General features: G+C 73.9%; 13 protein-coding genes and 1 pseudogene. 12 read left to right on the top strand and 2 right to left on the bottom strand.

Annotation, left to right across the window (positions count from 1 at the left end):
* Nucleotides 1–624: 624 nt before the first annotated feature.
* The 10 genes and pseudogenes from rpmI (at nucleotide 625) to thpR (ending at nucleotide 7827) form a co-directional block, all read left to right on the top strand.
* Nucleotides 625–819, top strand: a complete 195-nt coding sequence (rpmI, locus tag QQK45_RS19740; RefSeq protein WP_036951275.1) for a 50S ribosomal protein L35 — start codon at nucleotides 625–627, stop codon at nucleotides 817–819.
* Between the two features lie 90 nt (nucleotides 820–909).
* Nucleotides 910–1296 (top strand): 50S ribosomal protein L20, encoded by a 387-nt coding sequence (gene rplT, locus QQK45_RS19735; RefSeq protein ID WP_284294669.1) that lies wholly within the window; start codon nucleotides 910–912, stop codon nucleotides 1294–1296.
* Nucleotides 1297–1364: 68 nt separating this feature from the next.
* Nucleotides 1365–2233 (top strand): annotated as a pseudogene (locus QQK45_RS19730) (TrmH family RNA methyltransferase).
* Nucleotides 2234–2310: 77 nt separating this feature from the next.
* On the top strand, nucleotides 2311–2787 hold the full coding sequence (locus QQK45_RS19725; protein WP_284294668.1) for a nitroreductase/quinone reductase family protein: 477 nt from the start codon (nucleotides 2311–2313) through the stop codon (nucleotides 2785–2787).
* A gap of 7 nt (nucleotides 2788–2794) precedes the next feature.
* Nucleotides 2795–3175, top strand: coding sequence for an RrF2 family transcriptional regulator (locus QQK45_RS19720; RefSeq protein ID WP_284294667.1), 381 nt, complete (start codon nucleotides 2795–2797; stop codon nucleotides 3173–3175).
* Nucleotides 3172–3318 carry a hypothetical protein gene (locus QQK45_RS19715; protein ID WP_284294666.1) on the top strand — a complete coding sequence of 49 codons (147 nt, stop codon included), beginning with the start codon at nucleotides 3172–3174 and terminating at the stop codon, nucleotides 3316–3318. The genes QQK45_RS19720 and QQK45_RS19715 overlap by 4 nt, the downstream gene beginning before the upstream one ends.
* 137 nt (nucleotides 3319–3455) lie before the next feature.
* Complete coding sequence (locus QQK45_RS19710) at nucleotides 3456–4466, top strand: extracellular solute-binding protein (protein ID WP_284294665.1); 1011 nt, start codon at nucleotides 3456–3458, stop codon at nucleotides 4464–4466.
* Nucleotides 4467–4560: 94 nt separating this feature from the next.
* Nucleotides 4561–6192 carry a sulfate ABC transporter permease subunit gene (locus tag QQK45_RS19705; RefSeq protein WP_284294664.1) on the top strand — a complete coding sequence of 544 codons (1632 nt, stop codon included), beginning with the start codon at nucleotides 4561–4563 and terminating at the stop codon, nucleotides 6190–6192.
* Nucleotides 6189–7247, top strand: a complete 1059-nt coding sequence (locus QQK45_RS19700) for a sulfate/molybdate ABC transporter ATP-binding protein (RefSeq protein ID WP_284294663.1) — start codon at nucleotides 6189–6191, stop codon at nucleotides 7245–7247. The genes QQK45_RS19705 and QQK45_RS19700 overlap by 4 nt, the downstream gene beginning before the upstream one ends.
* A complete protein-coding gene (gene thpR, locus QQK45_RS19695; protein WP_284294662.1) occupies nucleotides 7216–7827 on the top strand; it encodes an RNA 2',3'-cyclic phosphodiesterase in 612 nt (203 codons plus the stop codon). Before QQK45_RS19700 ends, thpR begins: the two co-directional genes overlap by 32 nt.
* 79 nt (nucleotides 7828–7906) lie before the next feature.
* Here thpR and QQK45_RS19690 read toward each other — a convergent pair whose 3' ends face one another.
* Both QQK45_RS19690 and QQK45_RS19685 read right to left on the bottom strand, forming a co-directional pair.
* The gene (locus QQK45_RS19690) at nucleotides 7907–8269 is read right to left on the bottom strand and encodes a hypothetical protein (RefSeq protein ID WP_284294661.1); all 363 of its coding nucleotides are present in this window, start codon (nucleotides 8267–8269) and stop codon (nucleotides 7907–7909) included.
* Nucleotides 8270–8651: 382 nt separating this feature from the next.
* Entirely contained in the window at nucleotides 8652–8816 is a 165-nt protein-coding gene (locus QQK45_RS19685) for a ribbon-helix-helix domain-containing protein (protein WP_284294660.1), read from the bottom strand.
* 288 nt (nucleotides 8817–9104) lie between these two features.
* Here QQK45_RS19685 and pheS point away from each other — a divergent pair, with 288 nt between their 5' ends.
* Both pheS and pheT read left to right on the top strand, forming a co-directional pair.
* Nucleotides 9105–10208 carry a phenylalanine--tRNA ligase subunit alpha gene (gene pheS / locus QQK45_RS19680; protein ID WP_284294659.1) on the top strand — a complete coding sequence of 368 codons (1104 nt, stop codon included), beginning with the start codon at nucleotides 9105–9107 and terminating at the stop codon, nucleotides 10206–10208.
* Nucleotides 10208–12817: a phenylalanine--tRNA ligase subunit beta gene (gene pheT / locus QQK45_RS19675; RefSeq protein WP_284294658.1), complete on the top strand. Its 2610-nt coding sequence runs from the start codon at nucleotides 10208–10210 to the stop codon at nucleotides 12815–12817. The genes pheS and pheT overlap by 1 nt, the downstream gene beginning before the upstream one ends.
* Nucleotides 12818–12820: the final 3 nt, after the last annotated feature.

Raw genomic sequence — 12820 nt, 5'->3', positions numbered from 1 at the left:
ATGGTGCTCGGGCCGGTCAAGAAGAAGGCGGACGCCAAGACGGAGCAGCGTCGCCGCTCGACCGAGATCGACGCGGGTCGCATGACGAAGTCGGAGCGCAAGGCCGCCGAGCGCGCGACCGACGAGACGGCCGAGGAGCTCGTGGCCGAGGCGCCGGCCGAGGTCGAGGCGCCTGTCGCTGCTGCTCCCGTCGTGGAGCCCGCGGCCGTCGAGCCCGCGGTCGAGCCGACCCTCGAGCCCGTCGCGGCGCCGGTCGAGCCCGCCGCGACCGAGCCTGCTGCGGCCAAGCCTGCTGCCGCGAAGCCGGCCACGCCGAAGGCAGCCGCCTCCAAGCCGGCAGCCGCGAAGCCCGCCGCGACGACGCCGAGGCCTGCGGCCGCGCCGAAGCCTGCGACGACGCCCAGGCCCGCGGCCACGCCCAGGCCCGCCGCACCGGCCCCCGGCCGAGCGCGCCGCGCTCGGCAGCGCCCAAGCCGGCAGCCCCCAAGCCCACGCCGCGCCCCGGCGCGCGTCCGGGCGGCGGAGCGGCGAAGGGCTGACCCCATGACATGGGTCGCGTCCGCGCGGCCCGCACCCGTCGGGCACCGTCTGGTGCCCGGCCAGACCCGAGGAGAGACGGCAGCCATGCCGAAGAACAAGACGCACTCCGGCGCGAAGAAGCGGTTCCGCAGCACCGGGAGCGGCAAGCTCATGCGCGAGCAGACCAACGCCCGGCACTACCTCGAGCACAAGTCGAGCCGCCGCACCCGCCGTCTGGCGCAGGACCAGGTCGTCGCCCCCGCCGACGCCAAGAAGATCAAGAAGCTGCTCGGTAAGTGAGTCCCGTGCCGGCGTGACCCGCCGGCCGGAGCCTGAGCCCCGCCGGGCTCGACCCTCACCCCCTGAGCCCCGAAACGCAAGGAGCATCACGTGGCACGCGTGAAGCGGGCGGTCAACGCCCAGAAGAAGCGCCGTACGACCCTCGAGCGCGCCAGCGGCTACCGCGGCCAGCGCTCGCGTCTGTACCGCAAGGCCAAGGAGCAGGTCACCCACTCGCTCGTCTACTCCTACCGCGACCGCAAGGCGCGCAAGGGTGACTTCCGCAAGCTGTGGATCCAGCGCATCAACGCTGCGTCCCGCGCGCAGGGCCTGACCTACAACCGCCTCATCCAGGGCCTCAAGGCCGCTGGCGTCGAGGTGGACCGCCGCGTGCTCGCGGACCTGGCCGTCAACGACGTCGCGACGTTCAACGCGCTCGTCCAGGTCGCCAAGGACGCCCTGCCCGAGGACGTCAACGCGCCCAAGGCTGCAGCCTGACCCGCGGACCCCAGGGGCGCGACGCGCGCCCCACGGACGCCCGGCCGGCGTCCGCCCCTGCCCCCGCGTTGCGCAACCCGCGCAGCGACCGGGTGCGGCAGGTGCGGGCCCTGGCCGGGCGTTCCGTGCGTTCGCGTACGGGGCGGTTCCTCATCGAGGGGCCGCAGGCCGTGCGCGAGGCGGTCAGGTTCGCGCCGGACCGGGTCGTGGACGTCTACCTGACCGAAGCGGCCTCCGAGCGCTATCCCGAGATCGTCGACGCGGCCCGCGGCGCGGGCTGTGGCTCCACGAGACCGCCGACGACGTCCTGGCCGCGATGAGCGCGGACGCCCAGGGCGTCCTCGCCGTGGCACGGACCTGGCGGACGTCGCTCGACGAGGTGCTGCAGGGCGCTGCGGCGGACACGTCACACGGTGGTGCGGTTCCCGCGCCGCGGCTCGTCGCGCTCCTGTCGTCGGTCCGCGACCCCGGGAACGCCGGCACCGTGATCCGCGCCGCCGACGCCGCGGGTGCCGACGCCGTCGTGCTGACGGAAGGCTCGGTGGAGCCGTTCAACCCCAAGGTCGTCCGTTCGACGGCGGGCTCCCTCTTCCACCTGCCCGTGGTCACGGGCGTCCCGGTCGAGGACGCCGTCGCGGCGCTGCGGGTTGCCGGGCTGGTCGTGCTGGCCGCTGACGGCGGCGGCGACCACGACCTCGACGACCTGTCGGACCGTGCCGTCGGCGTCGGGGGACAAGCCGTTCCTGCCGACGGTGGCCCCGACCTGCGCGCACCCACGGCCTGGCTGTTCGGCACCGAGGCGCAGGGGCTGTCCGACGCCGAGCTGGCGCTCGCCGACGCGAGCGTGCGGGTGCCTATCCGTGGTCACGCCGAGTCGCTCAACCTTGCGACGGCCGCGACCGTCTGCCTCTACGCGTCGAGCCGCGCCCAGCGCTGAGGCCGCAGGCGGTCTTCCGCGCCCCGCGCCGTCGTGCCACGATCGTGGGGTCCGGCCCGACGACGGGGAGGCCGATCGTGACCGACCAGCACGACGAGGCGCCCAGCGAGCGCCGCGAGCCCCGGCTGCCGCCGCGGTGGTTCGTCCGGACCGCCTGGGTCGTCCACCGCGGCTACTTCCGCGTGACCGGTGGCCGGCGCGGGCTGTGGCGGCCCCGGTCGGACAAATGGGGCACGATGCTGCTGCGGACGACGGGGCGCCGGTCCGGTCGTGAGCACGACGTGATCGTCGCGTACTACGAGGACGGGCCGGACCTCGTCACGCTCGCGATGAACGGCTGGGCGCCCGCCGAGCCTGCGTGGTGGTTGAACCTGCAGGCGCAGCCCGACGCGGTGGTCGTGACACCGGACGGTCCACGCGCCGTGCGGGCGCGCGAGGCCCAGGGCGCCGAGCGGGAGCGGCACTGGGCCGCGTTCCGGCGGCTGGGAACCGATCTCGACGGGTTCGCCCCGCGACGGCCGCACACCGCCGTCGTCGTCCTCGAGCCCCGATAATGGGCCCGTGCGCATCTCCTCGAAGACCGACAGTGCCGTCCGCGCCTGCGTCGAGCTCGCCGCGCGGCACGAGGCGGGGACGCCGTACATCAAGGCCACGACGGTCGCGGAGGCGCAGGACCTCTCGTTGTCGTTCGTCCTCGTCATCCTCAACGAGCTCAAGCAGGCCGGTCTGGTCGAGAGCCGGCGCGGTTCGGACGGTGGGTACCGGCTGGTCGCGTCCCCGGACCGGATCGTGGTGGCGGACGTCGTCCGGGCGATCGACGGTCCGCTCGCGAACGTCGCGGGCAGCCACGTGGAGGACGTGGCCTACGGGGAGCGGCGGGTTCCGTCCGCGACCTGTGGGTGGCGCTCCGCGCGTCGATCCGGACGGTCCTGGACGAGGTGACCTTGCACGACCTCGCGAGCGGCACGATGCCGCCGGAGGTCGCGGCGCTGATCGACGACGAGGACGCGTGGCGGACCCGCCCGAACCGTCGCCGTGTCGGGGCCGCGATGGGCCGGACGCCACCGCCCTCGGACGCTCGATGACGGGCCCGTAACCTTCCCCGGATCGTGAGACAAACGTCCGTCTGATGGACACGTTCTTGAGTTAACCACTCAAGAAGGGTTGAGTGTGGCCATCCCGGCGCCGCCGGGTCGATACACCGAGCCCGAAGGACTGACCCATGAGCCGCACGTCCCTGCGCCCCGTCGCCCGAGCCGCCGTCGTCGCCACGACCGCCGCCCTCGCACTGGGGCTCGCCGCGTGCTCGGGGTCGAGCTCCGCGGCGGACAAGGTCGCCGTCGTCGGGTACTCCGTGCCCCAGCCCGCCTACGACGCCCTCGAGGCCGCGTTCCAGAAGACCGACGCCGGCAAGGGCGTCACCTTCACCTCCTCGTTCGGCGCGAGCGGCTCGCAGTCGAAGGCCGTCGCCGCCGGGCAGAAGGCCGACTACGTCGCGTTCTCCGTGGAGCCCGACGTCCAGAACCTCGTGCCCGCCAAGGTCGACGCGAGCTGGAGCTCGGACGACACGCAGGGCAACGTGTCCGACTCGGTCGTCGTGATCGTGACCCGCAAGGGCAACCCGCAGCACGTCACCGGCTGGGACGACATCGTCAAGCCGGGCGTGAAGATCGTCACCGCCGACCCGGCGTCCTCCGGCTCCGCCAAGTGGAACATCCTCGCCGCCTACGAGCACGAGCTCGCCACGGGCGGCACCGAGGACGACGCCAAGGCGTACCTGACGAAGTTCTTCGGCAACACCGTCTCCCGCGCGTCAAGCGGCGCGGTCGCGATGACCCAGTTCCTCGGCGGCACGGGCGACGTTCTCATCTCCTACGAGGACGAGGCGATCGCGGCCCGCCAGGCCGGCAACGACGTCGACTACGTCGTCCCCGACGACACGTTCCTCATCGAGAACCCCGCGGCCGTCACGAAGACCGCCTCGAAGCCCGCGAAGGACTTCCTCGCGTTCGTGCAGTCCGACGACGGCCAGAAGATCTTCGCGAGCAAGGGCTTCCGTCCGGTCTCGAAGACCGTCGAGGTGGGAACCGTCGAGGGCGCGAACGACCCGTCGCACCCCTTCCCCGAGGTCAAGAAGCTCACCACCATCGCCGACCTGGGCGGCTGGGACGCCGTGAACAAGAAGTTCTTCGGCGACGGCGGCCTCGTCACCGCGATCGAGGGCGACTCGTGACGGTCGCCACCGCACCGGCGCCGCAGGGGCCGGCCCCCGTCTCGGACGAGACGAGGGCCGGCCCCGGCCGCGTCGTGAGCGCCGCGGGCTGCGCGTGCTGCGGCCGGCGTCCGCGGCGGGCCTCGGGCTCGTCACGCTGTGGCTCAGCCTCGTCGTCCTGATCCCGCTCGCCGCCGTCGTCGTCACGGGCGCGCAGGGCGGATGGACGGCGTTCGTGGACGCGGTCACGTCGCCCGTCGCGCTGTCGGCGCTGACGCTCTCCGCGGGCCTGTCGCTCGCGGTGGCAGTCGTCAACGGTGTCGTCGGCACGACGGTTGCCTGGGTGCTCGTACGCGACCCGTTCCGGGGCTCCCGGCTGCTCGACCACGTGATCGACGTGCCGTTCGCGCTCCCGACGATCGTCACGGGCGTCGTGATGATCGCCCTCTACGGTCCGGCGTCGCCCGTCGGGGTCGACCTCGTAGGGACGCGGGTGGGGTTGTTCGTGACGCTCCTCTTCGTGACCCTGCCGTTCACGGTCCGCACGGTCCAGCCCGTGCTCGAGGCGCTCGACCGCGACGCCGAGCAGGCGGCCGCGTCGCTCGGGGCGTCGGGTCCGACGGTGTTCCGACGGGTCGTGCTGCCCGTCATCCTGCCCGCGATCGCGTCGGGCGCCTCGCTCGCGTTCGCCCGCGCGCTCGGCGAGTACGGGTCGCTCGTGCTCATCTCGAGCAACATCCCGAAGCAGACGCAGGTCGCCTCGGCCCTCATCTACGGCAAGCTCGAGGACGCCACGAACCCCGTGACCTCGACGCAGCAGGCCGCGTCGCTCGCGATCGTCCTGCTCGCGGTGAGCGTGCTCGTGCTCGTCGCTGTCGAGCTGCTCCAGCGGAAGGGGCGGGCCGCCATGGCTGAGCCCACCGTCACCGCGCCGGCCGGCGAGCGTCGGACGGGGCGGCGGGTCGTGCGGACGCTCGTCGTCGCCTACGTGGGCGTGCTCGTGGTCCTGCCGCTCGGGGTCCTCGTGTGGCGCACGTTCAAGCCCGGTCTCGACGCCTTCGTCACGGCCGTCACCGACCCGTTGGCGGTCCATGCGTTCCGGATGACCGCGGAGGTGGCGCTCATCTCCGTCGCCCTGACCACCGTGCTCGGGACGGTCGCCGCGTTCCTCATCACGCGTTCGGGGCTGCCGGGCATGAGGGTCCTCGACACGCTCCTCGGGCTCCCGGTGTCGGTCTCGCCGATCGTCGTCGGCCTCGCGCTGATCCTCGTCTACGGGAGCACCGGCTGGTTCGGGCCGACGCTCGAGTCGCTGGGCATCCAGGTGATCCTGTCCGTGCCCGGGATGGTCCTCGCGACCATGTTCGTCTCGATGCCGCTCGTGACCCGTGCCGTCGCCCCCGTGCTGGTCGCTCGCGGCACGGACCAGGAGCAGGCCGCCGAGTCGCTCGGTGCGAGCGCCCCGGTGAGGTTCTGGCGGATCACGCTCCCCGGGATCCGCACGGCGCTCGTGACCGGCGTCGTGCTCGCGCTCGCGCGCAGCATCGGCGAGTACGGGGCGGTCCTCGTGGTCTCGGGCAACATCCAGGGCCAGACGGAGACCGCGACGCTTCGCGTGGACACCCTGTACCAGACCCTCCTGCAGCCCGACGCGGCCTACGCCGTGACCTTCGTCCTCGTGGCCGTCGCGATCCTCACCATCGTCGCGACGAGCCTGCTCCGCCGCTCCCAGGGAGGAACCCGATGAGCATCCAGGTCCGCGGCCTGACCAAGCGCTTCGGCTCGTTCGTCGCGCTCGACGACGTCGACGTCACCGTCCGTTCCGGTACGCTCACCGCGCTGCTCGGTCCCTCGGGCGGTGGCAAGACCACGCTCCTGCGCGTCGTCGCCGGTCTCGAGCAGGCCGACGCCGGGACGGTCGTGATCGACGACAAGGACGCCACCCGCGTCCCGGCGAGGCGGCGCGACGTCGGCTTCGTGTTCCAGCACTACGCGCCGTTCGGCCACCTGAGCGTCGCGCGGAACGTGGCGTTCGGGCTCGAGATCCGCAAGCGGCCCAAGGCCGAGACCGCGGCCCGGGTGGACGAGCTGCTCCGCCTCGTGCACCTCGAGGCGTTCGCCGACCGGCTGCCGTCCGAGCTGTCGGGCGGTCAGCGCCAGCGCATGGCGCTCGCTCGGGCGCTCGCCGTCGAACCCAAGGTCCTGCTGCTCGACGAGCCGTTCGGAGCCCTCGACGCGACCGTCCGCAAGGAGCTGCGGCAGTGGCTGCGGCGTCTGCACGACGAGGTCCACGTCACGACGGTGTTCGTGACCCACGACCAGGCGGAGGCCCTCGAGGTCGCGGACGAGATCGTCGTCGTGAACGGGGGACGGGTCGAGCAGGTCGGCACGCCGGACGAGGTCTACGACCGGCCCGTGAACGAGTTCGTCATGCGCTTCCTCGGCCCGACGACGTCGCTCGCCGGCGCGCTCGTGCGGCCCCACGACGTCGAGGTGCTGGCGGCCGCCGCACCGGGCGCCGTCGAGGCCGAGGTCGGGTCGCTGCGGCGGGTGGGCTTCGAGGCGCGGCTCGTCGCGCACGTCCCCGGCTCCGGCGACGTGGACGTCCTCGGCTCCCGATCGGACCCGGCGCTGCGCGACCTGCGACCCGGCGACCGGGTGTGGCTGCGCGCCGTCGGACCCGTCGTCGAGGCTGCGCCGTCGGCACCGAGCGTCGACGCGTCGGACGACGTCGCGCCCGGTGACCCGGTGGGCGTGGCAGCATCGTCGGGTGCGCCTGTTCGCGGCGGTGTTCCCGCCTGACCCGGTCCTCGACCACCTCGCCCTCGCGCTCGACGCGGTGGGGGCGGGCCGCACCCTGCCCGACGCTCCCGACGGGCGCCGCGGCTCGCCTCGGTGGGTGCCGCGCGACGCGCAGCACCTGACGCTCGCGTTCTACGCGGACGTCCCCGAGGGGGCCGTCCCGGAGCTCTCCGAGGCGCTGCGCGATCTCGCGCGAGAGGCCGAGCCCTTCGAGCTCCGGCTCCGCGGTGCGGGCTCGTTCGCGGGCCGGGTGCTGTGGGTGGGGGTCGACGGAGCCACCGACGCGCTCCGCGAGCTCGCCGAGGGCGCCCTCGCGGCGAGCGTCCGCGAGGTGCCCGACGACGTCCGCCCGCACCGCGCCCACCTCACCGTGGCCCGGGCCCGGTGGGGCAGGAGCAAGGTCAGCCGGTCGCGCGACGCCTGCCGCTCGCAGCTCGATCCGGCGGCCCGGGCGCTCGCGGTCTACGCCGGCCCGGCGTGGACGGTCGACGGGTTCTCGCTCGTCGAGTCGCGTCCCGGCGAGGGCCCGCAGGGCGGCCCGCTGTATCGGGAGGTCGAGCGCTGGGGCTTCGCCTCCTGACGCCGAGCACGCGGGTTCCTCGCTGACCAAGCGGCGTCGGTCCGCTTGCTCGGCGGGGAACCCGCTTGCTCGGTGGTCGTCATGTGTCCGAGCGTGAGTAGCCGTAGAGGTCCGTCTGCGTCTGGTTGACCCAGATCTCGGTGCCGGCCGGGACGGCCGGCGCGACGCCCGCGTCGGGGTTCGGGATCCGCAGGCTCAAGCCGTAGCTCTCGTCGACCACGGTCGCGGCGATCCCGGCCGCCTCGAGCCGTTCGGCGAGAGCCTGGACGTCCGGGTGCTCGAACGAGATCTGCACGCTCGGCCGCTCGGCCCGGTGCGCGGCGACGAGCCCGCCGCCGGGTGCGGCGAGGTCCACCCAGTCGCCGACGTCGGACGTGATACGACGGCGCAGGCCGAGGCGCTCGAGCGTCGCCGCGACCTCCGCGACGTCGGGGAGTACCACAGCGGCAGGACGCTCGTCCGCCCGGTCGGCGCCGCGCCGCCGTCGGACGACCCGTCGGGCGTCGTGCTGTGCACGCGGAACCGGAGCCCGTCCGCACCGGTCACGGTGATCCCGGGCCCGTCGGCGTCGGCGTCGACAGGGACGCCGACGGCGGCCTCCACGGCGTCGAGGTCGTCGCTCTCGAAGCCGAGGACCTGGGTGCCGTCGAGCGCGTCACCGGGCGGGACGGCGTGCACGGCCACCCGGCCCGAGGCGAGGGCGAGGACGTGCCAGTCGCCGTCGTCGGTGAGCGTCCGCCCGCCGAGCGCGGCGACGACGGCGAGCCAGGCGTCCGGACGGGCGGTGAAGACGATGGGCCGGACGACGAGTCCTGCGGGGGTGGTCATCGTTCCTCCTCGGTCGCGGGCGGGGTGGCCAGGTAGTCACGCAGCGCCCGCTCGACGAGCGCCGACAGGCTGAGGCCTTCGTCGATGCTGCGGTGCTTGACCTCCCGGACGAGGTCGGGGGGCAGGTAGACGTTGAACTGCGCCTTCGGGATTGCTTGCATGACAGGATGCTAGCAAGCGAGTGTCACGATGGAAAGAGGGATGGCCGGAGCGCCCCGTGTGGGACGATGAGAGGGTGCTTCGGGGAGCGGGTCGTCGATTTCCGTGGCCCGTTCGTGGGCCGCGTCGCTGAGCTGCGACGCAGGTGGCGCGAGCGGGCCGCATAGAATCCCACGTCGGCGCTCGTAGCTCTCAGGCAGGTTCAGACATGGCCCTGCGCCCCCGCTCCGGACGCCCGAGCACCCGCCGACCCCGATGGTCCGACCGCGGACCTGTCACGAGAGGCACGCATGCCCAGCCCTGACCAGGCAACCCCGGAAGCCCAGACCGGCGCGGACGCGCCCGCCGCCCCGTCGCCGCTCGACGAGGTCGCGCTCGACGCCGCAGTGGACGCGGCCCTCGCCGACGTCGCCGCCGCCCCCGACCTCGAGGCGCTCAAGGCGGTGCGCACGACCCACACGGGCGACCGCTCCGCCCTCGCGCTCGCCAACCGGGCCATCGGCGGCCTGGAGCCTGCGGACAAGGCACGCGCCGGCAAGCTCGTCGGCCCGCGCCGCGGTCGGCTGAACCAGGCGCTCGCCGCCCGGCAGACCGAGCTCGAGGCCGAGCGCGCCGCGCGGGTGCTCGTCGAGGAGGCCGTCGACGTGACGCTCCCGACCGAGCGCGCGACCCGCGGCGCCCGGCACCCCCTCGAGCTGCTCTCCGAGCGCATCGCCGACCTGTTCGTGTCGATGGGCTGGGAGATCGCGGAGGGGCCCGAGCTCGAGGCCGAGTGGTTCAACTTCGACGCCCTGAACTTCGGCCCGGACCACCCGGCCCGCCAGATGCAGGACACCTTCTACGTCGACTCCGGCGAGCCGGGCGTCGCGTCGAACCTCGTGCTGCGCACCCACACGAGCCCGGTGCAGGCGCGCACGCTGCTCGAGCGCGGCGTGCCCGTCTACATCGCGTGCCCCGGCAAGGTGTTCCGCACCGACGCGCTCGACGCGACCCACACCCCGGTGTTCCACCAGGTCGAAGGTCTCGCGATCGACAAGGGCCTCACGATGGCCCATCTCAAGGGCACGCTCGACCACTTCGCCCGCGCGATGTTCGGCCCCGAGGCGCGCACGCGCCTGCGCCCGAGCTTCTTCCCGTTCACCGAGCCCAGCGCCGAGATGGACCTGTGGTTCCCCCAGAAGAAGGGCGGGCCGGGCTGGATCGAGTGGGGCGGCTGCGGGATGGTCAACCCCAACGTCCTGCGGTCCGCCGGGATCGACCCCGAGGAGTACTCGGGCTTCGCGTTCGGCATGGGCATCGAGCGCACGCTCATGCTGCGCCACGCGATCGCTGACATGCACGACATGGTCGAGGGCGACGTCCGCTTCTCGGCCCAGTTCGGGACGGAGATCTGATGCCGTACGTCGTCACCGAGTGGCTCGGCGAGCACACCGACCTCCCGGAGGGCCTCACGGCCGAGCAGCTCGCCGCGGACCTCGTGCGGGTCGGGCTCGAGGAGGAGGCGATCCACGGGACCGACGTGACCGGACCGGTCGTCGTCGGGCGCGTCGTCGCGATGGAGCCCGAGCCCCAGAAGAACGGCAAGACGATCAACTGGTGCCAGGTCGACGTCGGTGGGCACAACGTGGTCGAGGGCGCCGGGACCGACGACGAGCGACGCGTGCCGCGCGGCATCGTCTGCGGCGCGCACAACTTCGTCGTCGGCGACGAGGTCGTCGTCGCGCTGCCGGGCGCTGTGCTCCCCGGGCCGTTCCCGATCGCGAGCCGCAAGACGTACGGGCACGTGTCCGACGGGATGATCTGCTCCGCACGCGAGCTCGGGCTCGGGCAGGACCACGAGGGCATCATCGTGCTCGAGAAGCACGGCTTCTCCGCGGAGCTGGGGCACGACCTCACGCCCGGCTCGGACGCGATCGCGCTGCTCGGCCTCGGGCAGAAGGTGCTCGAGATCAACGTCACGCCCGACCGCGGCTACTGCTTCTCCTACCGCGGCGTCGCGCGCGAGTTCTCGCACTCGACCGGCGCCCGCTTCACCGACCCGGGGCTGCCGAGCGCGCTCGGCGCGCCGCTGCCCGCGGCCACCCCCGACGGGTTCCCCGTCGAGGTGTCCGACGACGCCCCGATCTACGGGCAGGTCGGCTGCGACCGGTTCGTCACACGGATCGTGCGCGGCATCGACCCGGCCGCGGTCAGCCCGCAGTGGATGCAGCGCCGTCTCACGCTCTCGGGCATGAGGCCCATCTCGCTGCCCGTCGACGTCTCCAACTACGTGATGCTCGACCTGGGCCAGCCGACGCACTGCTACGACCTCGCCACGGTCGAGGCACCGATCGTCGTGCGCCGGGCGCGCGCGGGCGAGCGCCTCGTCACCCTCGACGACGTCGACCGCACGCTCGACCCCGAGGACCTGCTCATCACCGCCTCGCCGGGCCTCGCGGACGGCGACGAGGGCACGCACGTCCTCGGCCTCGCGGGCGTCATGGGCGGCGCCTCGACCGAGGTCTCGGCGTCGACGACCGACGTGCTCGTGGAGGCCGCGCACTTCGACCCGGTGACGATCGCGCGCACCGCGCGGCGTCACAAGCTGGCGTCGGAGGCGTCCAAGCGGTTCGAGCGCGGCGTGGACCCGCAGCTCGCGGCGGTCGCGGCGCAGCGCGTCGTCGACCTGCTCGTGCAGTACGGCGGCGCGACCGCGGACCCTGCGGTGAGCGACCTCGACCGCACGACGGCGCCCGCACCGATCCTCTTCCCGGTCGCTGAGGCCGAGCGCCTCACCGGAGTCGCGTACGCGCCCGAGCGTGTCGGCGAGCTGCTCGCCCTGATCGGCTGCGGCGTCGAGAACGCGGGCGAGCCGGGCGTGCTGCGCGTCGTGCCGCCGACCTGGCGGCCCGACCTCACCACGCCCGCCGACCTGGTCGAGGAGGTCGCGCGGCTCGACGGCTACGACAACATCCCGACGGTCCTGCCGCCGTCGCCGGCCGGCACGGGTCTCACGCCCGCGCAGCGCGGCCGGCGCACGGTCGCCCGCGCCCTCGCGGACGCCGGGTTCGTCGAGGTGCTGACCTACCCGTTCGTCGCGGACGCCCAGCTGGACGCGCTGCTGGTCCCCGCCGACGACCCGCGCCGACACGCGGTCCGGCTCGTGAACCCGCTGTCCGACGAGCAGGACGCGATGCGCACCTCGCTGCTCGTCACGCTGCTCCAGGCGGTCCGCCGCAACGTCGGCCGCGGCCTGACGGACGTGGCCGTCGTCGAGCAGGGTCTCGTGACGCGCCCAGGTGCGGGCGCTCTCGTCGCGCCGTCGCTTCCCGGTGGCACGCGCCCGACGCCCGAGCAGCTCGCGGCGCTCGCGGACGCGCTGCCCGGCCAGCCCCGCCACGTCGCGGGCGTCCTGGCCGGCGAGCACGTGCCGACGGGCTGGTGGGGCGGTGGCCGCCGCGCCGACTGGGCCGACGCGGTGGATGCCGTCCGCCTCGTCGCGGACACGCTGCGCGTGCCCGTCGTCGTCGCCGCGGACCCGGACGAGCGCCCGTGGCACCCCGGCCGCTGCGCGCGGGTCACGCTGGCCGACGGCACGCTCGTCGGGCACGCGGGCGAGCTGCACCCGCAGGTCGTGGAGAACCTCGACCTGCCCGCGCGCACCGTCGCGTTCGAGCTCGACCTCGACGTCCTGCTCGACGCCGCGCCCACCGAGCCCGTCGAGGCCGCCCCGGTCTCGGCGTTCCCGGCCGCCAAGGAGGACGTCGCGCTCGTCGTCGACGACGCCGTCCCCGCCGCGGACGTACGGGCGGCCGTCGCGCGGGGCGCGGGGGAGCTGCTCGAGGACCTCCGGCTCTTCGACGTCTTCACCGGGCCGCAGGTCGGCGAGGGCAAGAAGTCGCTCGCGTTCTCGCTGCGCCTGCGCGCCGCCGACCGCACGCTCACGGCCGACGACATCGCCGCCGTGCGCGAGGGCGTCGTCGCTGCGGCCGCCGATGCGGTCGGGGCGACGCTCCGCGCCTGACGG

The organism is Luteimicrobium album, assembly GCF_030161555.1.
Taxonomy (GTDB): domain Bacteria; phylum Actinomycetota; class Actinomycetes; order Actinomycetales; family Cellulomonadaceae; genus Luteimicrobium; species Luteimicrobium album.
The sequence above is the reverse complement of the archived record's forward strand: the minus strand, read 5'-3'. Positions and strand labels throughout refer to the sequence as shown.